Source organism: Lishizhenia sp., from assembly GCF_033720595.1.
Taxonomy (GTDB): Bacteria; Bacteroidota; Bacteroidia; order Flavobacteriales_D; family Crocinitomicaceae; genus Lishizhenia.
In genome coordinates this window covers 1-19338 of sequence record NZ_JAWWCF010000011.1, presented here as the reverse complement: position 1 = coordinate 19338, position 19338 = coordinate 1, and the positions used below count along the sequence as shown (strand labels likewise).

Sequence of the window (19338 nt, the reverse complement as noted above, 5' to 3'; positions counted from 1 at the left end):
GGGGTGTTAGTTTTACATTTCTTCTTGCGGAGCCGCTACGAATGCTTCAAATTCTTGAGTGGTAATCACTTTGTAGTCAGAGGGCAATCCAAAATGATCTCTACTCATAGTTCTTTGTTCAGCTTCAATCAATGTATAAGTGAGTTCTTCATCACCAATAACAAGGGTGTAAATAAGAGGTAATCCTTTCATACCTGGAATAGCATCACTATAGTCGTGAGAAACCGCTGTAGCGTACCACATTTCAATAGGCGTGTTGTGGCCTTTTATTTTGACTTCTACCAATTGTGCGTTAAGTCCTGCAATTTTCTTTTGCTCTTTCCTTTCGAAAAACGTGTATTTATCAGGAGCTATTTTAGTGCTATCGGGAATGGTTTGAATGGCTAACTTATTTCCTTCGAAATTCATCATGGTATACGCCCTGTTTTTAGGGATGTGTTTGAGGTAACTCTGTTTCCCAAAACGCGTAAAGTTGTCTGTTTTTACCAATGAATCTTTGGCGTAGATAATTTGGTAATTCATACTGTCTGCAGGATCAAAGTCCCTCATGTTAGAGGTGATTTTATATACTAGTTTTCCTTCAAACCTGTTACCTTGAGTATCGGTTTTAGAGGTACAGGCTGTAAGTAATCCACAGATAAATAAAAATGAAAACAAGTTTTTGATGCGCATATTGATTGAATTTTTTCTACTACAAATTAAACCAAATTTTTCTACAAAAATAAGCGGTATGATAGGTCTTCTAAGATGAGTTCTATACCTTACTCTGCTTGGCTTTGCTTAAGGATGTATAATTTGCTTAAAATTACTTGATTTAAGCCGCTATTAACGCTACTTTTGAAGCGGTTTAAACTAAGAAAATAATATGGCTAGAAATATTTCAATAGTTATCAACGAATCGGAAATTACAGCAGGAACGCGCGGAGCGTCATTAGGTCCGGGTGCTATCCAAGTAGCGGCACGCAATAGAAACAATGATATGTTTGGCCGTTATCCTTTACATACCATTGAAACGGAGAACCACTTGTTAGACACGGATGTAAAATACAGGTCTGGTAAGCGTATTGATGGTTTGGTGAAGATTTACGATAGAGTTTCTGAAGTTGTAAAATCTATTAGACAGAAGAATGACTTTGCTTTAGTAATTGCAGGTGACCACGGTTCTGCTGGGGGTACAATTGCTGGACTAAAAATGGCAAATCCAAATAAGCGAATTGGTGTTTTATGGGTAGATGCACATGGAGATATGCACACGCCTTACACGACGCCTACAGGTAATATGCACGGAATGCCTTTAGCTACAGCATTGAATGAAGACAATTTAGAATGTCGTATCAATGAGGTTAGCGAAGACACTGCAGCCATGTGGGAGAAGTTGAAAAATACAGGTGGAATTGCACCTAAAATTACTCCAGAGGATTTAGCATTTATCGCGTTGCGTGATACAGAAGAACCGGAGGATAAATACATGGAGCGTGTTGGTATTAAAAACTACACTGTGGCTGAATTACGCGAAAAATCTACACAAAAGGTGTTAGAAGAATTGGATGCGAAATTTGCTGCTTGTGATGAAGTATACGTTTCCTTTGATGTTGATTCAATGAATCCTGCAGATACTTCACACGGTACAGGTACGCCTGTTGATAATGGGTTGCACCCAGATGAAGCTGAACAAATTTTATTACACTTTGCGGCTCAAGAAAAAGTGAGCTGTATAGAGTTTGTGGAAGTGAATCCTTGTTTAGACGAGAAAACAAATAAGATGGCTGAAGTAGCCTTCGATTTTATAGAAAAGGTTGTTAACGTCGTTGCAAAATAGACGTTAGAGAAGATAGAAGATGGAGAATAAAATTAAAGCACTTTTATTGAGTGCTGCTACAGAGATTTTTGGACAGGAGATTAGCGAAAACCTTGTTCAATTTCAGAAGACAAGAAAAGAGTTTGAAGGGGATATTACTTTGGTAACCTTCCCTTTTGTTAAAATGCTGAAAACTAAACCCGAAGAAGTAGGGGAGAAAGTTGGAGCTTACCTTGTTGAACATGTAGAAGAGTTAGAAGCATACAATGTGGTTAAAGGGTTTTTGAACCTTGTGATTAACAAAGAATTCTGGTTGAAGGAATTAAAAAATATTGATGCGGATGCTCGCTTCGGTTTTAGGCCAGAAAATAGTGGCGACACATTGATGGTAGAATATTCTTCTCCAAATACAAATAAACCTTTACACTTGGGTCACTTAAGAAATAACTTCTTAGGATATAGTGTTGCCGAAATATTAAAGGCGAACGGACATAATGTAATCAAAACGCAAATTGTAAACGATAGAGGTATACATATTTGTAAGAGTATGTTGGCCTGGCAAAAGTTTGCACCGGAAGATGCAAATGGACAAAAGGAAACACCGCAGACTACAGGAATCAAAGGAGATCACTTCGTGGGGAAATACTACGTGGAGTTTGAAAATCAATTGATCAAAGAAGCGTGTGCCTTAGCCGAAGAAAAATTAAAAGAAGGTGCTTTTGAGGCAGAAGATGCTGAGAAAGTTGAAAAGTTGATTGCTTTAATTGCCGAAACGGACGCAGTTGCAGACAAATCAAAATACAATTCTTTAAGAAGTAAATTAGCTGGTTTCACAAAGAACGAGACGGAGTTATTGAAAGAAGCTCAGGACATGTTGGTGAAGTGGGAGGCGAAAGATCCTCAAACTTACCTTTTATGGAACACCATGAACGGTTGGGTATATGAAGGATTTGGCTCTACTTACAAGCGTATGGGGGTTGACTTCGATAAAATGTACTACGAATCTGATACTTTCCTAATCGGTAAAGACTTGGTGCTAGAAGGTTTGGAAAAAGGCTTGTTCTTCAAAAAAGAAGACGGTAGTGTTTGGGTGGATCTTACAGACGAAGGACTGGATGAAAAACTATTGTTGAGAGCAGACGGTACTGCGGTTTACATGACGCAAGATTTGGGTACAGCTTTCGATAGATTTAGAGATTACCCAGACTTGAATGGTATAGTTTATACCGTTGGTAACGAACAAGATTATCACTTTAAAGTATTGTTCTTAGTACTTAAGAAATTAGGTTACTCTTGGGCAGATAGTTGTTTCCACTTGTCTTACGGTATGGTTGATTTACCAGATGGTAAAATGAAATCTCGTGAAGGGAAAGTGGTAGATGCTGATGATTTGATGGAGGAAGTTGTAAACGATGCCATGGAGTCCACAAAGGAAAGAGGTCATTTAGACGGACTTTCTGAAGAAGAGCGTAACGACTTATATGAAATGATAGGTTTAGGTGGTTTGAAATACTTCTTATTGAAAGTAGATCCACAGAAACGTATGAAGTTCGATCCAAAAGAGTCTATAGACTTGAATGGTAACACAGCTCCATTTATTCAATATGCACATGCTAGAATTCAATCTTTATTGAGCAAAGCGGGTGAGTTGAAAGCTTTTGATACAACTGAATACGGAGCACAGGAGAAAGAATTAATCAAATTACTTGCGAGCTTCCCAGAAACGGTTGCTGAAGCAGGTAAGCATCATAGTCCAGCACTCATTGCTAACTATACTTTCGAATTGGTGAAATTGTACAATACTTTCTATCAAAGTGTATACATTTTAAATGAGCCAAACGAAGAGTTGAAACAATTAAGATTGGCTTTAAGTGCGAACGTTGCTAAAGTAATTAAACAAGCAATGCTTTTATTAGGTATCAAGGTGCCAAATAGAATGTAAAAATGAGATTATGAATATCCTTCTTCACGATAACGGAAAACATTTGAAATTTGCTCCACTGACTTTAACTAGGCCAGTGGGGAATTTACGCATGGGTATGTTTACCAACAACCAACGTTGGGAAATGTATGTGCCAGATGCACAAATTAGCTATGTAACTGAAGCTTATTTAAGCAAGAAATATCCAGCAGTAATCAAAGAGGATAACTTCTTTGTAAATGCAGCATGTATTCCTTCTAGAGACCTTGTAGACAAAATGCAAAACTTGGAGACAGGTGAAGCTATTTTTCAAGGAGAAGAATGGATTGTTTTTAGAGGAGAACACTTAAGCTTAGATAGTGCAAAACAGACTCAGATAGAGGATGTGGTTGTGCTAGAAGAGCGTTGGCATTTATACCAGAAAAATGCTGAGGTCTTGGCTGCAGACTTTGCAACTTATACTAAAGGGAAATCAAGTGAACCCTTATCTGCAACCAATACTTTAATTGGAGATGCATCTCAAATCTTTTTGGAGGAGGGAGCTGTAGTTGAGGCAAGTATTTTAAATGTTACTTCAGGACCAATCTACGTAGGTAAAGACGCAGAGATTATGGAAGGTTCTGTAGTTCGAGGAGCTTTGGCGATGGCAGAGCACAGTGCTTTGAAATTAGCTACGAAGGTTTACGGACCAACAAGTTTAGGAGAGCACTGTAAAGTGGGAGGTGAAGTGAATAACGTTATTTTCCAAGCTTATTCTAACAAAGGTCACGATGGCTTCTTAGGAAATTCATTAGTAGGAGAGTGGTGTAACCTAGGTGCAGATACCAATTCATCCAACCTTAAAAATAACTATGGATTGGTGAAAGCCTACAGCTATGAAACCGAAAGCATAGATGCAACAGATGTTCAATTTATGGGCGTATGCATGGGAGATCACAGTAAATGTGGTATCAATACCATGTTTAATACAGCTACCGTAATTGGGGTTTCTGCGAATGTTTATGGAGGTGATTTTCCACCGAAATATATTCCATCTTTTGCATGGGGAGGTAGCGACGGATTCGTGAATTTTAAACTAGACAAAGCTTTTGAAGTTGCAGAAAACATGATGGGAAGAAGATCTCTAGTGTTGACTGACGAAGAAAGAGAAATCTTGGGTTATATAGCTGACAACTTTAGTCACTAATACGCCAATTTTACATAAACATTTGCTTGGCACAGCAGTTGCCACATTATATATCCGCTTTTACATGCATCGTTTTAAGGTGTATGAGGCGGATATTTTTTATATACACTGACATAATGGCGCAAGCCTTTTAATAATATGAGTAAAATTTTTGATTCTATGTTCAATTTTAATGGTCCCATGGATGCCGACGCAGAGTTTATTCCATTAATCACACCAGAGGAAGAGGAAACAATGAACAACCAGGATTTTCCTGAGGAGTTAGCTATACTTCCTTTGAGAAATAATGTATTGTTTCCAGGGGTAGTAATTCCCATTACTGTAGGAAGAGATAAATCCTTAAAATTGATTCAAGAGGCAAATGAAGGTTCTAAGATTATCGGAGTTCTTTCTCAAAAGAATTCGGCAGAAGAAAGACCTGAGTTTGCAGATATGCACGAGGTTGGAACAGTAGCTCAAATCGTTCGTCTTTTAAAGATGCCTGATGGTTCGAGTACTGTAATTATACAAGGAAAAAGACGCTTTAGATTGGAAACTCCTGTTCAATCAGAACCTTATTTTAAAGCAAAGGTTTCTTATTTTAAAGAAGCAAAATTCCCTGAGGGAGACGAGGAGTTCAATGCCATCATTGATACAATGAAAGACTTGGCTTTACGTATCATCAAGGATTCTCCAAATATTCCTTCTGAAGCACAATTTGCGATTAAGAATATAGAAAGTCCCACTTTCTTATTGAACTTCATATCATCTAACATGAATGCTGATGTAACGCAAAAGCAAGAAATGTTGGAAGAAAGTGATTTGAAGACGAGAGCAATGAAAGTGTTAGAACACTTAACAGCTGAAGCGCAAGCTTTGGAAATGCGTAACGAAATTCAAACGCGTGTTAAACAAGATTTAGACAAGCAACAACGTGAGTACTACTTGCACCAGCAAATGAGAACCATCCAAGATGAATTGGGTGGTAATCCGCAGGAGGAAGAGTTCAAGCGTATGCAAGAACGTGCCGAAAAGAAGAAGTGGAACAAGAAAGTTTCGGAAATCTTCTTGAAAGAATTGCAAAAAGTGGAACGTATGAATCCACAGTCGGCAGAGTATACGGTACAGTTAAATTATTTGGATTTATTACTGGAGCTTCCATGGGGAGAATACTCTAAGGATAATTTAAATATTAAGCGAGCTGCTAAAATTTTAGATAGGGATCACTACGGTTTAGAAAAGGTGAAAGAGCGTATCTTAGAATACCTTGCCGTATTGAAGTTGAAAAAAGATATGAAATCTCCTATCCTTTGTTTTTACGGACCTCCAGGTGTGGGTAAAACTTCTTTAGGGAAAAGTATTGCGGAGTCTTTAGGGAGAGAGTATGTACGTATGTCTTTAGGTGGAGTGCACGATGAAAGTGAGATTCGCGGGCACAGAAAAACATATATTGGTGCTATGCCAGGACGTGTTATCCAAAACATTAAAAAGGCAAAAAGCTCAAATCCTGTTTTCGTATTAGATGAGATTGATAAGTTGGGTAGAAGTAATCACGGAGATCCATCATCAGCTTTATTAGAGGTTTTAGACCCTGAGCAAAATACAGAGTTCTACGATAACTACGTTGAAACGGAATACGACTTATCAAATGTTTTATTTATCGCTACAGCCAATGATTTAAGTACTATTCAAGGTCCATTAAGAGACCGTATGGAAATCATTGAAGTGAATGGATATACCGTTGAGGAGAAAATAGAAATTGCCAAACAACACTTAATTCCTAAACAATTAGGAAACCATGGTGTGAAGAAAAATCAATTCAGCATCTCTAGAAAATTGCTGGAGTTTGTTGTAGAAGAGTACACGGCAGAAAGTGGTGTAAGAGGATTGGATAAAATCATTTCTAAATTGGTACGTAACCGCGCAAAGCAAATTGCTTTAGAAGAGGAATACGTAATCAAATTGAACCTTGAGCACATTAAAAAAGTGTTAGGTCCAGGTAGAGGTAGAACCAAATACAACAACAACGATGTGGCTGGGGTTGTAACAGGTTTAGCGTGGACTTCAGTAGGAGGAGATATATTATTCATCGAGTCCTTAGTTACCAAAGGAAAAGGGAAATTAACCTTAACGGGTAACCTTGGAGATGTAATGAAAGAAAGTGCCGTGATTGCTTTAGAATATTTAAAAGCACACGCCGATTGGTTCGGATTGAAGCAAGAAGTATTCGAGAATCACAACGTTCATATTCACGTGCCCGAAGGTGCTACTCCAAAAGATGGTCCATCAGCAGGTATAACTATGTTGACATCTTTGGCGAGTTTATTCACACAACGTAAAGTGAAGAAGTACTTGGCCATGACAGGTGAAATTACCTTGAGAGGTGAAGTATTGCCTGTAGGAGGAATCAAAGAAAAAATCCTCGCAGCGAAGAGAGCAAAAATTAAAGAAATCATTTTGTGTGAAAAGAACAGACAAGATGTTGAAGAAATAAAAGAAGATTATCTAAAAGGATTAACTTTCCATTTTGTAACGAATATGAAAGAAGTTTTAGATATTGCGTTATTAGAAACGAAGGTTAAAAATCCAGTTAGTATAGATTAAGATGAAGTTTAAGGATTACAAAATAGCTCCTGAGATTAAAGAAAGGTTAGAGGCTTTAGGATGGAATCGTCCAACAGATATACAATTTAAAGCCATAAAACCCATTTTGGATGGAGAAGATGTGTTGGCCATTGCGCAAACGGGTACCGGTAAAACGGCAAGTTTTGTAATTCCAACTTTAGAGTTGATACTGCAAAACAAACAAAGTAAGTACGCTAAGAAATCGGTACATACCTTGGTGATGGTTCCAACCCGTGAGTTGGCCAAACAAATCGAAGAGGTGTATAAAGATGTTGCCAAGCACATTAAAGTGAAGGTCGCTGCGATTTATGGAGGTGTTGAGCAAGATCAACAAATTGCACAATTGAATAACGGAGTGGATGTTGTGATTTCAACGCCTGGTCGTATGTTCGATTTAATTGCCCAGAAGCACTTGGATATTACGGCATTGAAAGTGTTGGTTTTAGACGAGGCCGATCACATGTTAGATCTTGGTTTTATCAAGGATATTAAAGATGTGATGCGTCATATTCCAAGAAAACGTCAAACGCTTTTCTTCTCAGCGACGATTAATAAAAAGATTAAAGAATTGGCGTACGATCTAGTGCGTAATGCCATTAGAATTCAAATCTCCCCTAAAAATCCTGTTGCTAAAAATATTGAGCACAGTGTTGCTCATGTTGAAATGGATGACAAACGCTTCTTCTTGGAGAATTTAATCAAAGAAAACGAAGAGCAAAAGTTAATTGTTTTTGTGCGTACCAAAGTGAGGGCAGAACGTGTTAAAAAGGCCATGGAGCGTGTAGCAATAGAGGCGGAAACGATACATGGAGATGTTGAACAGAAAGATAGATTTTCCATCCTTTCTAAATTTAAGTCTGGTGAGTGTAAGGTTTTGATAACTACAGATGTTGCAGCTAGAGGGATTGATATTCCTGGAGTAGGTTACGTTGTAAATTATGATTTACCTGAAGAACCTGAAAATTATGTTCACCGTGTAGGTAGAACTGGACGTGGAAAAGAAAAGGGATGGGCCATCGCATTTTGTAGTCCGCAAGAACAAGAATATCTAAAAGCTATTGAAGAGTTCACAGGTAACGAGATAGAAGTTTATGAAATCTCTAAAATGGAGTATAAATCCATTATTGATGACAGTGATGACGGTACAGATGACTGACAAAGTCTCCTCAAAAAAGCAAACGAAGAATTAGGAACAAAAGATAAATGGTAAAAGAAGAGAAGCAGATAATAAATCAATCTGCTTTTCTTATTTTTGGACCTAATCAGAAAATCATTTCTTAATATTTTTGATACAACTAAAATGAAGAAAGCATTATATTTTTTCCTGGGTACTGTATTGATTGCAGGGTGTGCTACAAAGAAAGGTTTTGAGGCCATGCAAGAGTACAATTACTTCGAAGCAAAAGAGAAGTTAGAAAAGGTAATTCGAAAGGATTCTACCATAGCTAGTTTTGCTTTGGCTGCACTTTACAGTAGAGGGGATAACCCTTTCACAGATTTAGATAAAGCTTATTTAATGGTGAATACAGCCATTAATTCTTACATTGATTTAGAGCCGAAAACAATTCTAGAATATAAAGAAAGCTATGGTTATTCTATAGATTCTTTGAGAAGTTTGAAAAAGGACATTAACGAAAAGTATTTCTTTAAAGTTCAAGACGAGAATTCTATAGAGCGATACAATTATTATATCAACAATCACCCAGAAAGTGAATACGTAGATAGTGCAATCTTCTTAAGAGACCAATTGGCGTACATCATTGCAAAAGCCGAAGACAGTAATAAAGGGTACCAGGCATTCTTGAGTAAATACCCTACTTCTGTTTTTGCAGATGAAATTCAGCGTGATTATTTCAGAACTCAATTCTCAGAAAATACCAAAGAGGGTACAGTAGAGGCTTATCATAAGTTTTCTTTAAGCTACCCGAACTCTCCTTACAGAAAGTTTGCGCAAGATCAAGTGTATGAATTAAGTATCCCCAATCACTCTATTGAAGAATATGCACAGTTTGTAAGTAGATATTCTCAACATCCTAGGGTGAATGAAGCATGGATGAAGTTGTACAAACTTTCAACCGTAGATTATTCAAAGGCAAGCATAGAGAAGTTTAAAAAGAAGTATCCAGCGTTTCCATTCGGAGATAAAGTCGAAAAAGAATTGGCCTTGGTAGAGGAAGATCTATTACCCATTCAAGTAGATGGGAAATTCGGGTACATGGATTCGAAAGGGAAATTAGTAGTAGAGGCACAATTTGCTTCAGCTGGTTTCTTTAAAGAAGGTATGGCCATTGTTGAAAAAGAAGGTCTGTACGGTTTCATTGATAAAACGGGAGTTCAGGTTGTTGATTATGTATTTGACGACGCTTATGACTTTATCAATGGTAGGGCTGTGATTGAAATGAATGGTAAAATGGGAATGATAGACCGAACTGGAGAGATGGTCATTCCTGCGATATTTGAAGATTTAGGTCCGTACATGGAAGGAGTTTGTTACGGACAAAAAGAGGGGCAAATGTATGGTTATTACGATGCTTTTGGAAGTACAGTACTCGACCCAATTTACCAAGAGGCATATTCATTTAACAATGGAGTAGCAAAGGTTATTGAAAACGGTAAAGTTGGATATATCTATAAGGACGGGAGTTTTTACTTACAGCCGCGCTATGAAGATTTGATTTGGCTTTCTGATGAGGTATTGAAAGCGAAAAAGTATGGCTATCAAAAATTAGTGGACGTGAATTACGATGAGGTAATTTTAGAACCACTGGATGAGATTGGTGTGCTTTCATCTAATCGTATTCTATTCATGAAGAATGGTAAAATTGGATACGTAGATGCACGCGGAAATATGATCATTGATGCACAAGTTTTTGATGTTTTCGACAATGCACAGGAATTAGCTGAGTTTAAAAATAACTATGCACGTGTGAACCAAGGAGGAAAATTCGGTATGATAGATTCTTTGGGTAAAGTTGTTATTCCTGCGGTGTTTACTTATGTAGGAGACTATGGAAAATTGATAGCTATTACGAAAGGAAATGGTTGGGGGTATACCAACTTAACTACGCGTTTAATTATTCCTTACCAATATGAATATGCAGAAAGCTTTAGATCGGGAATAGGGATAGTACAACAAAACAGTAAATACGGAGCCATTAACGAAACGGGAGAGTTTGTTATACCGGCAGAATATATGGATATCCGTTACTTAACAGATGAGTTACTTATCGTTACCCAGAACAATAGAATGGGAATTGTGAACGTTAAAGGAGAGGTTATCGTTCCTCCTATTTACCAAAGAATAAAGCGTCAAGATGATGATCTATTGATCTTGTACGCAGGTGAGGCATTTAGTTATTATCAAATCAGTACGAATCGTTTTATTTCAATCCAATAAGTGTATAAATTCGCAGCCTTCATAGAGAAACATAAATACGGTATACTCGCAACATTGGGAGTACACGTTGCCTTGTTTTTTTATTTTCAGATCGCAACCTATGAAGAAAAAGTAGATTACGAAAAATGGAATTTTGAAGGGAAGTACGACGAAAAAGAGGATATAGAAATTACACCTGATCAAATAGAGACACCTGCAGAACAAGAATTGTACGACATGTCTAAAGAAGTTAAGAACATGGTGCAAAATGTAGACGATACGCGAGAAAAAGTTGAAAGACCGGAAAACTATACATCTTCTGTGACCGACCCTTCTCAAAATGCATATGATGTAGAGGAGGCGATGAAACAAGAGATTGCTGGACAAAAAGAGGGGAGTAAACCTTCTGAAAGCAACATGGATATCACCGAAAATGAAAGTCAACCAGAGCCTCCAACAAAAACGAAATCTAAAACACAAAATCAGGCATCGAGTTCGCAAGGAATAAAGGCTGAAACCATGGTGAGTTTTCAGTTGACAAAACGTACGCCATTGAACAATAATGATTGGTACATAAGGAATCCAGGGTATACTTGTGGAAATGTTGACGGAGTAGTTGTGGTAGATATTAAAGTAGGACAAAATGGAAAGGTGATTTCTGCTAAATATGATGCTAAACGAAGTACGAATGCTAATGCCTGTATGATTTCAAAAGCAGAAGAATACGCGTCTATTTCTAGGTTTAATTATTCAGAGAGTGCGCCAAGAAGTCAAAACGGATATATCAAATACACCTTTATTTATCAATAATGGCACTTAGAGATTTTGTAAGGAGCAATACTCCTCAGTTTTTACTTAATGCATTTCGCAAGTACAAGAAAAAGAAAGTGAATGCCGCCCTTAAAAATCAAAAAAAGAAGGGGCAAGTAATTACAAAAGATGACCTTATTGCAAATTTTAAATCCATAGGAATTGTAGAGGGAGATAACCTATTGGTGCATTCTAGTTTATCTAAAATAGGATTTGTAGAAGGTGGACCAAAGGCTGTAGTAGATGCTTTACTAACTTGTTTGGGATCAGAAGGAAACCTTTTAATGCCTAATTCACCAAATGGTTCATTACAATTAGATTACATAAGAAACTTAACTTGTTTTGATGTGAATCACGATAAAAGTGCCTTGGGTGCAATAACTGAGTATTTTAGAAAATTACCGAATGCAATAAGAAGTTTACATCCAACAGAGCCTGTAAGTTGTGTAGGAAAAGATGCCGTCTATTTTACGAATGAACATCATTTAGATCATACTCCCTATGCAAAGAACTCTCCTTGGTACAAATTAGCACATAAGGGTGGAAAGATTCTATACATAGGTGTTAGTCTGGATAATGCAGGAACAAGTTTACACTGTATGGAAGATGCCGTGGAGGAATTTAAATATCCTGTCTATTATCACGAAGAGTTTACGGTAGAGATGAAAGATGCTCACGGAAATGTTTCTCAGATTAGCACCAAGGTTCACAATCCAGAATTTTCTGCGAAAAGAAAATGTGATGAGCTCCTTCCACTTTTTGTTGAGAAAGGTGTGGCAGAAGAAGTGAAAGTTGGAAAGGCAAAAACCTATCTTTTTGATGCAAAGAAAATGCTAGAGCACATGATTTATTACTACGAAAAAGAAGGGATTACCATGTATACTCCAAATGGAGAGGAGCTTTAAAGAGAAGGGAGGGGATGCTTTTTTGTCTTTTTATTTGAAGTAGCTCTTATTACGCCAATGCTAGCTTGAAGCGATAAGTGGTTCCTTTATTCCATTCAGAATCCACTTTAAATTCACCTTGATAATCATTAATAATCTTTTGGAGCAACGCGAATTGAAAGGTCAACGAAGTATTGTAGTTTCTGTCATTTTCCAACGTTGGATTTAATTGAAACAGTTTAGGCATAACATCGGGGTGTATCCCTTTACCATTGTCGCGAATTACGATCTCTACAAATTCATCGGTGCGCTTTTCTTCTAGGGTTATGTGCAGATTTTCGTTCTCCTTTTTATTTTCCTTGATGGTTTTAAAAAGAAATTTCAAAAACAGTAAAATATCTTGACTGTCACATTTTACCCAAATGTCCTCTTTAGGTATACCGTGAACGTTGTTTTCTAAATCAAAATAGTTGATAAGCGCAATGAATGCTGGAGTGAGGTTCGTGTTTAAATTTTTCTCTTGAACGTTAGATTGAAAATACAAATTCATGCTATTTAGCGTATTTTTTATTTCGTACAAGTTGTCTTCTATAAGGTCTTGCACCTCAGGAGTAAATTGCTCGGAAGAGCGAATGAGAGCTTCTAAATTTTCTATGTGTTCTTTAAGCGTAGAAGATTGCACAAATACGTTTTCTCCAATTTGTGTTTGTTGAGAACGAAGGGTGTTAATAGACGCTTCTTGTTCTTCCTTCAAACTCGCCCACTTTCTTTCTGAGCGCAAGATTCCTGAATAGAAAAGATAGCTTACGATTAGGAGCGCCATTATATTGAATAATATTTGAAAAAGATGAACCTTAGCTATTTTGTTACTTTCTTCCTTTTCGAAATGCTCTATAATCAAGTCTAATTGTTCTTGTATTCCCGTAATGATATTCGTAAATATAAAGGGAGTTGTGTTTGGGTTATTTTTTTGATAGACCTCTTTTAACCGAACAATTTTTTCGTTAATGAATGTTTTGAAATTTATGTATTCCTCACAGGTGTTATTCGCCATGAAAGAATTATTCATCTCCTGGAGTTTTTGAATACTGTTGTCAAGGTTAAATTGTACATTTTCTGAATTCGTATTTTGGTAATACTCATAAAGAATTGTTTCACTTTGAAGCTTTTCTACATTGGCTTGTTTGGTCCATTGTCTGTACTTATTGTGAATCTTATTCTGGTTCATAATGAACTCTGCGTTGGATATTACCACGAGCAGTAATATTAACCCTAACAATATGTATTTTTTAAAACGCATGTACCCCCTATTAATACTCAAATTAAAGAATCCTTAAAGTCGCTTTTTTATTAATTCGATAAAGCGTTCATTGTTCAAGGCTAAAATAACCTTTATTCGTGTTGAATAGTTCAAGTCTTGTGAATTGAGATACTAAGGTCGGGCTGTTTATAAGTTTGAACCTAAGGGTATGGATTTATGAAAGGAAATTAAGAGCTTTATACCGTGATTAAGCGACTCAAATATTTCAGAAATAAATACGTCATAACCTTTAGTATCTTTTTGGTTTATATTTTGTTTTTGGATGATGTGGATATCATAACCATCTTTCATCAAAAAGCAAAACTCAGTGAATTAAGAGAAGAAAGAGATTATATGGAAGTTCAACTAAAACAAACAAAAGCTGTTTTGGATGAATTGAGTGATATAAATGCTCTTGAAAAATTTGCGCGAGAAAAAAAGATGTTCAAAAAAGAAGATGAAGACATCTTTGTTATTGCTTACGAATAGCTCTATAACCGTATCTTAAAATCCTTGGTCGATTAAGAACAGGAAAGCAGCCATACTTGCACATCCCAATTCTAATTCTCTTTTATGTACATTTTCAAATACATCGTCTGCTGTATGGTGAAAATCGAAGTAGCGTTGTGAATCTGGTACAAAACCGAAAAGAGCTATATCTGGATAGTTCTCTTTAAGCGGATTGATATCGACTCCTCCGTAACCCTTCTCAAATTTGTGTAACTCGTAGGGTTTAAGTACTGGTGCCAAGCTTTTTAACCATGAAATATGATCTGCTGAACCATCACATGAGAAACCTCTTGGTGCAAATCCTCCTCGGTCACTTTCAATTGCAGCAATTTGTTTTTCTCCTCGTTCAAACGTCCAGTTTGCATAGGTTTTACCTCCCATGTTTCCATTTTCTTCATTCATAAAGAAAACACATCTTAAGGTATGCTTTGGTTGATAGTTCGCTTCCTTTAATAAACGTAACGCTTCCATGGCATGAACAATTCCGGCTCCATCATCGTGTGCACCTTCACCAACATCCCAACTGTCCAAATGTCCTCCGAATGTGATGATTTCATCCTTGTTCTCGTTTCCCCACATTTCTGCAATTACATTAAAGGATTTGCGATTAGGCAAGGTTCTACAGTTTAACTGTAATGAGATTTGTAAAGTTTCTTCTTGTAATCGCTCTGCTAATAAATTGGCTGAATTTGTAGAAAGGGCTGCCGCCGGTATTTTTTCTACATCGTCTTTATAGACCATAGATCCTGTATGGGGATGGTCGTCCTGAGGTAATCCAAGCGAACGAATTACAACGGCAGTTGCTCCTTTTTTCGAAGCTTCAACTGCACCTAAACCGCGCATAGGCCAGCACATTCCATAGGCTTTGAAAGTTGTGATTTGCGTGGCATCCATGGCTTGATTGATAAAGACTACTTTTCCTTCAATGTCCTTCTTTTTTGCAGCCTTGAGCGCATTCAAATCTTTAAAATAAACGAGGTCTTTAGTGATGAGTCCTTCCGTTGGTACAGATCCTCCCAAGGCTAAAATGTCTAGTTTTATAATTTCACCTTTGCTCGTTTCTATCCAAGCTGCTTCCTTTGAACCGCGCTCCCAGTGTGGAATTTCAATTTCTTGTAAATAAACGGTGTCAAAGTTATAAGACATCAGTTTGTTCATTCCCCATTTGATGGCCATATCTGCCTCTGCCGAACCTGATAAACGGGCTCCAACATCTTTACATAAACTGCGCAAGTCTTCGTAGGCTTTACCTTCTGTTAAAGCTTTATTGTAAAGTGATTTAATAAAAACACTGTCCGCATTTTGTGCTTGGGCAGTAACCAATGCAGTTAAAAGAATAAACAAACTGATGTACTTCATATTTACTTTATTAAAGTCATTTCTTCTACTAGGTGACCCGCATTAGCGTATGTGTCCATAATCCACAAAACGTAACGTACGTCAACTGTAATATTTCTACAACGAGACGCATCAAACATGTAGTCACTCATCGTACTTTCCCAGCTTCTATCGAAGTTTAATCCAACTAAGTTTCCTTCAGCATCTAAAACCGGAGATCCCGAGTTTCCTCCTGTGGTGTGATTAGATCCTGTAAAACATACCCAAAGTTCACCGTCTTGCGCATAGTCTCCGTAATCTTTAGCTTCATAAAGCTCTAACATACGCGGCAATACCTCGAAGTCAGGGTTTCCTGTGTTGTATTTTTCGATAAGTCCTTTTAACGTCGTATGCGGTGTGTATTTGATTCCATCTGTCGGGTAACTTCCTTCCAATTTACCATAAGTAACACGCAAAGTAGAGTTGGCATTTGCCCAGTGTTTATCGTCTGGGAACATTTCGTATTTACCGGCTACATACGTTTTCATTAACTCATTTTTCTTAGCACTGTATTCGCGTACATCATTCAAAGCGGTAGCTCTAAAGGTTTGATCAACATCTTTGTACAATTGGAACATTGGATCTTTCTTGAATTTCTTTGCAGATTTTAAGCTTAGTTTTTCAATGAACTTGATGTATTTTTCTTTATTGGCTGTAATTGATTTTTTGTAAGCGTTTTCAGCAAACTCGTTTACATTCATCCCTTTAAGAATCTCAGGCATCATGCTTTCGTCTAAATGCTTGATATATTCGGCAGTTTGCAATTTGAAAATCTCTTTGTCAATAGTGGCGTCAAAGTTTTTGAAATGACCTTCAGCACTCGCCATTAAATCAGCTTTTAATTGAGCCAATTTTTCCTCATTTTTAAAAGTTGCTGTATCGATAAGTTTAGCGTAGAGGTTACGCGCTGTACGAATGGCTTCCGGACCGTAGTAGGCATATTCAATAAACATTTCGTAAGCAAAATTCGCATTGTTATATTCCTTGGCCAAAGCATTCAAGTCTGCAACAACAGTTCCGTATTTTTCTTTCCAGTTTCTGTTAAGGTTAGCTTGCTCTGTATAACGTTTTTCATATGCTAGTTTTTTAGCAACGGCATCATTTCTCTTTAAACCATCTATCTGTCCTATCCATTTTTTCCATGCATTGGCAATTCTAGATTGTTTAGAAGCATACTGTAATGTTGTAGCTTCCGAAGCTTTCATCGCTGGTTTAATTACAGATAAAGAATGATCTCTCATTCTAATTTGTGCAGGTCTTTGCGTGTCAATGATGAAGGCTAATTCACTTGAAATTGTGTGTTGGTAGGTTCTTCCTGGAAAACCAAAAACCATCGTGAAATCGTTCTCTTTTCTGTTTTTTACAGATACAGGGAGGTAGTGTAAAGGTTGGTAAGGCTTGTTGTTAACGCTATACTCTGCAGGTTCATTATTTTCTCCTGCGTAGATTCTAAATACAGAAAAATCACCCGTATGACGTGGCCATACCCAGTTATCTGTGTCTCCTCCAAATTTTCCTACTGATGACGGTGGAGCTCCAACTAAACGAACGTCTAAAAACTCTTCTTTTACTAATAGGTAGTAACTGTTTCCGTAATCAAAAGGCTTGATTTCAGCAGAGTAGTGGGTTCCTTTCGTTGCTTCAGATACTAATAAAGCAATGTTTGTTCTGATTTTCATTGCCAAATCCTTACCACTTAAATCTTCGGTACCAGCCAAGGTAGCACGCGTAACGTCTTCTATACGCACCATACGTGTTGCCGTTAGTCCAGGGTTTGCTAACTCATCTGCTTTAGATTTTGCCCAAAAACCATATTTCAAGTAGTTGTTTTCTAAGGTAGAGTGCGCATTGATTTGTGAAAACCCACAGTGGTGATTGGTAAGCATTAAACCTTGATCAGAAACGATCTCAGCGGTACATCCTCCTCCAAAGTGCATAACCGCATCTTTAATACTTGCGTTGTTTGCATCATAGATGTCTTCAGCGCTTAATTTCATCCCCATGGCTTGCATGTCAGATTCAAACGCTGAAAGTAGGGTAGGAATAATCATTCCTTCTTCAGATCTACCGAAGAATCCGATTCCTACACATAAAATCAAGAGTAATTTTTTCATGTAATTTTTATTATAGTTGTGCTTCAATTTTCTGCGAGGTAAATATACCAAAGTGTCAAGGAAAAGCCTAAAAATTGCTTTGTAAATGGTTTAGAAATTGCATTTTTGTAGTGTGGATACTTTAAATTTTATTTTTCGTTTGGGCGTTGTTTTCGCCATATTTGGATTTATATGGTGGATCATTAATGCCGGAATAAGCTTGTTGAGAGGAGTTGCTCCAAAATCTCAAGTAGAGACCTATATCTTAAAACTTATTCGTTATTTCTTTTTGGTGGATGTTACCTTCCTTTTTTGTGTCTATCAAGAAGATGGTATGATAAATTATCCAAGGTTAGTTGTTGCGGGTGGAGTTTTGCTCATGTATTTCTTGGGTAAGTATCAGAATGCAGAGGTGAGAAATGCCTTCGTTCAATTGCAGGGAAGATTAATGAATAGAGGAGGTGGTGAGACCTTTAATAAGAAGACAGAAGGAATAGTAATTTTACTCTCTCTAGGCTTTTTTATCTTATTTATTATAGAACCTAGCTTTTCTCAAAATCCAGTAAGTAATTGGTTTTACAATAGTATTTTGAATATAGAAGATACGCCCATTTTTGGTTTTGTTTTCAAAGTGGTGGGGTTCTTTTTTATGGTTTCTATACTGCTGAAACTAGTAAATGGAATTCAAATGTTGCTAGGTATTCCTGGTCGAAATAATACTGGTGGACCAAATCATCCCAATAGAAGTGGCTTGGAAAACCGAGGAGATGATGACTTTGACGATTACGAGGAAGTGGAGTAGTCTGCTATAAATTGTAAGACCTGAGGGAGGACCAATTGTTTGCCGTCATTTTTTATTTCAAAAGGAGCAAAAGCTCTTTTTTCTTCGTCAGTCATTTGATTGGTCATGCGAGCTTTAACAGCTTCTGCTGAGCTGTTATCTCGGGACATGGTGCGCTTTATTCTTATTTCCTCATCAGCGGTCACCAGAATAATATGATCGAATTTTTTATAGGCTCCTGTTTCATACAGGATGGCTGCTTCATTAAAGATCAGCGGAGCGACACTTTGAGAAGCAGCTTCATCGAATGCTGCACGTACAGCGGGGTGCACAAGTTGGTTGAGTGCTTCTATTTTTGATTTATCCTTAAAAACGATGTCAGATAAATGAGCTCTATTGAGTTGACCATCGAGATAAGCTTTCTCACCAAATAATTGGACAATGCCTTTTTTTATTTCAAAATTGTTTGCCATCAATTCTTTAGCAACTTGATCTGAATTAAAAACAGGGTAGCCGAGGTGTTCAAAAACCTTTGAAACAATGGATTTTCCAGCTCCAATTCCTCCAGTAATTCCAACTTTTAAGGCTGTCATACTAGATTTCGTCTACTTCAACCATAGTAAATGGTAACTCAATAATAGCCTGGTAATCTTCACCAGCCTCTTCCATATCCTCATCGTCTTCCTCAAAGAACCAAT

General features: G+C 37.2%; 16 protein-coding genes. 10 read left to right on the top strand and 6 right to left on the bottom strand.

Features of this window, described 5'->3' with window-relative positions:
• Positions 1–12: 12 nt before the first annotated feature.
• Complete coding sequence (locus tag R3333_RS01720; protein WP_318956848.1) at positions 13–672, bottom strand: hypothetical protein; 660 nt, start codon at positions 670–672, stop codon at positions 13–15.
• 193 nt (positions 673–865) lie between these two features.
• Here R3333_RS01720 and R3333_RS01715 point away from each other — a divergent pair, with 193 nt between their 5' ends.
• The 8 genes from R3333_RS01715 (at position 866) to R3333_RS01680 (ending at position 12600) form a co-directional block, all read left to right on the top strand.
• Positions 866–1819, top strand: a complete 954-nt coding sequence (locus R3333_RS01715) for an arginase (protein ID WP_318956847.1) — start codon at positions 866–868, stop codon at positions 1817–1819.
• 19 nt (positions 1820–1838) lie between these two features.
• Positions 1839–3740: an arginine--tRNA ligase gene (argS, locus tag R3333_RS01710; RefSeq protein ID WP_318956846.1), complete on the top strand. Its 1902-nt coding sequence runs from the start codon at positions 1839–1841 to the stop codon at positions 3738–3740.
• 10 nt (positions 3741–3750) lie between these two features.
• A complete protein-coding gene (locus R3333_RS01705; RefSeq protein ID WP_318956845.1) occupies positions 3751–4905 on the top strand; it encodes a putative sugar nucleotidyl transferase in 1155 nt (384 codons plus the stop codon).
• 138 nt (positions 4906–5043) lie between these two features.
• Positions 5044–7488, top strand: a complete 2445-nt coding sequence (gene lon / locus R3333_RS01700; RefSeq protein WP_318956844.1) for an endopeptidase La — start codon at positions 5044–5046, stop codon at positions 7486–7488.
• Between the two features lies 1 nt (position 7489).
• Positions 7490–8665: a DEAD/DEAH box helicase gene (locus tag R3333_RS01695; protein ID WP_318956843.1), complete on the top strand. Its 1176-nt coding sequence runs from the start codon at positions 7490–7492 to the stop codon at positions 8663–8665.
• Between the two features lie 144 nt (positions 8666–8809).
• Entirely contained in the window at positions 8810–10906 is a 2097-nt protein-coding gene (locus tag R3333_RS01690) for a WG repeat-containing protein (protein WP_318956842.1), read from the top strand.
• Positions 10907–11695 (top strand): hypothetical protein, encoded by a 789-nt coding sequence (locus tag R3333_RS01685; protein WP_318956841.1) that lies wholly within the window; start codon positions 10907–10909, stop codon positions 11693–11695.
• The gene (locus R3333_RS01680; protein WP_318956840.1) at positions 11695–12600 is read left to right on the top strand and encodes an AAC(3) family N-acetyltransferase; all 906 of its coding nucleotides are present in this window, start codon (positions 11695–11697) and stop codon (positions 12598–12600) included. The genes R3333_RS01685 and R3333_RS01680 overlap by 1 nt, the downstream gene beginning before the upstream one ends.
• A gap of 49 nt (positions 12601–12649) precedes the next feature.
• Here the strand turns inward: R3333_RS01680 and R3333_RS01675 are convergent, their stop codons facing one another.
• Complete coding sequence (locus R3333_RS01675) at positions 12650–13879, bottom strand: ATP-binding protein (RefSeq protein ID WP_318956839.1); 1230 nt, start codon at positions 13877–13879, stop codon at positions 12650–12652.
• 204 nt (positions 13880–14083) lie between these two features.
• Between R3333_RS01675 and R3333_RS01670 the strand changes: the two genes are divergently transcribed.
• Positions 14084–14368 (top strand): hypothetical protein, encoded by a 285-nt coding sequence (locus R3333_RS01670; RefSeq protein WP_318956838.1) that lies wholly within the window; start codon positions 14084–14086, stop codon positions 14366–14368.
• Positions 14369–14383: 15 nt separating this feature from the next.
• Here R3333_RS01670 and R3333_RS01665 read toward each other — a convergent pair whose 3' ends face one another.
• Positions 14384–15748: a M20/M25/M40 family metallo-hydrolase gene (locus R3333_RS01665; RefSeq protein ID WP_318956837.1), complete on the bottom strand. Its 1365-nt coding sequence runs from the start codon at positions 15746–15748 to the stop codon at positions 14384–14386.
• Positions 15749–15750: 2 nt separating this feature from the next.
• Positions 15751–17880 (bottom strand): S46 family peptidase, encoded by a 2130-nt coding sequence (locus R3333_RS01660; RefSeq protein ID WP_318956836.1) that lies wholly within the window; start codon positions 17878–17880, stop codon positions 15751–15753.
• A gap of 112 nt (positions 17881–17992) precedes the next feature.
• Between R3333_RS01660 and R3333_RS01655 the strand changes: the two genes are divergently transcribed.
• The gene (locus R3333_RS01655; RefSeq protein ID WP_318956835.1) at positions 17993–18661 is read left to right on the top strand and encodes a hypothetical protein; all 669 of its coding nucleotides are present in this window, start codon (positions 17993–17995) and stop codon (positions 18659–18661) included.
• Here R3333_RS01655 and coaE read toward each other — a convergent pair.
• Together coaE and R3333_RS01645 are read right to left on the bottom strand one after the other, a co-directional pair.
• Positions 18643–19233, bottom strand: a complete 591-nt coding sequence (gene coaE / locus R3333_RS01650; RefSeq protein ID WP_318956834.1) for a dephospho-CoA kinase — start codon at positions 19231–19233, stop codon at positions 18643–18645. The two genes, R3333_RS01655 and coaE, sit on opposite strands and share 19 nt — an antisense overlap.
• Position 19234: 1 nt before the next feature.
• The coding region (locus R3333_RS01645; RefSeq protein ID WP_318956856.1) for a SiaC family regulatory phosphoprotein at positions 19235–19338 on the bottom strand (104 nt) is incomplete at its 5' end.

Coding starts and splice junctions, on each gene's coding strand:
- R3333_RS01680 (WP_318956840.1), top strand. CDS start 11,695: ATGGCACTTAGAGATTTTGTAAGGAGCAATACTCCTCAGTTTTTACTT.
- R3333_RS01705 (WP_318956845.1), top strand. CDS start 3,751: ATGAATATCCTTCTTCACGATAACGGAAAACATTTGAAATTTGCTCCA.
- coaE (WP_318956834.1), bottom strand. CDS start 19,233: ATGACAGCCTTAAAAGTTGGAATTACTGGAGGAATTGGAGCTGGAAAA.
- R3333_RS01715 (WP_318956847.1), top strand. CDS start 866: ATGGCTAGAAATATTTCAATAGTTATCAACGAATCGGAAATTACAGCA.
- R3333_RS01695 (WP_318956843.1), top strand. CDS start 7,490: ATGAAGTTTAAGGATTACAAAATAGCTCCTGAGATTAAAGAAAGGTTA.
- lon (WP_318956844.1), top strand. CDS start 5,044: ATGAGTAAAATTTTTGATTCTATGTTCAATTTTAATGGTCCCATGGAT.
- R3333_RS01665 (WP_318956837.1), bottom strand. CDS start 15,748: ATGAAGTACATCAGTTTGTTTATTCTTTTAACTGCATTGGTTACTGCC.
- R3333_RS01675 (WP_318956839.1), bottom strand. CDS start 13,879: ATGCGTTTTAAAAAATACATATTGTTAGGGTTAATATTACTGCTCGTG.
- R3333_RS01660 (WP_318956836.1), bottom strand. CDS start 17,880: ATGAAAAAATTACTCTTGATTTTATGTGTAGGAATCGGATTCTTCGGT.
- R3333_RS01720 (WP_318956848.1), bottom strand. CDS start 672: ATGCGCATCAAAAACTTGTTTTCATTTTTATTTATCTGTGGATTACTT.
- argS (WP_318956846.1), top strand. CDS start 1,839: ATGGAGAATAAAATTAAAGCACTTTTATTGAGTGCTGCTACAGAGATT.
- R3333_RS01690 (WP_318956842.1), top strand. CDS start 8,810: ATGAAGAAAGCATTATATTTTTTCCTGGGTACTGTATTGATTGCAGGG.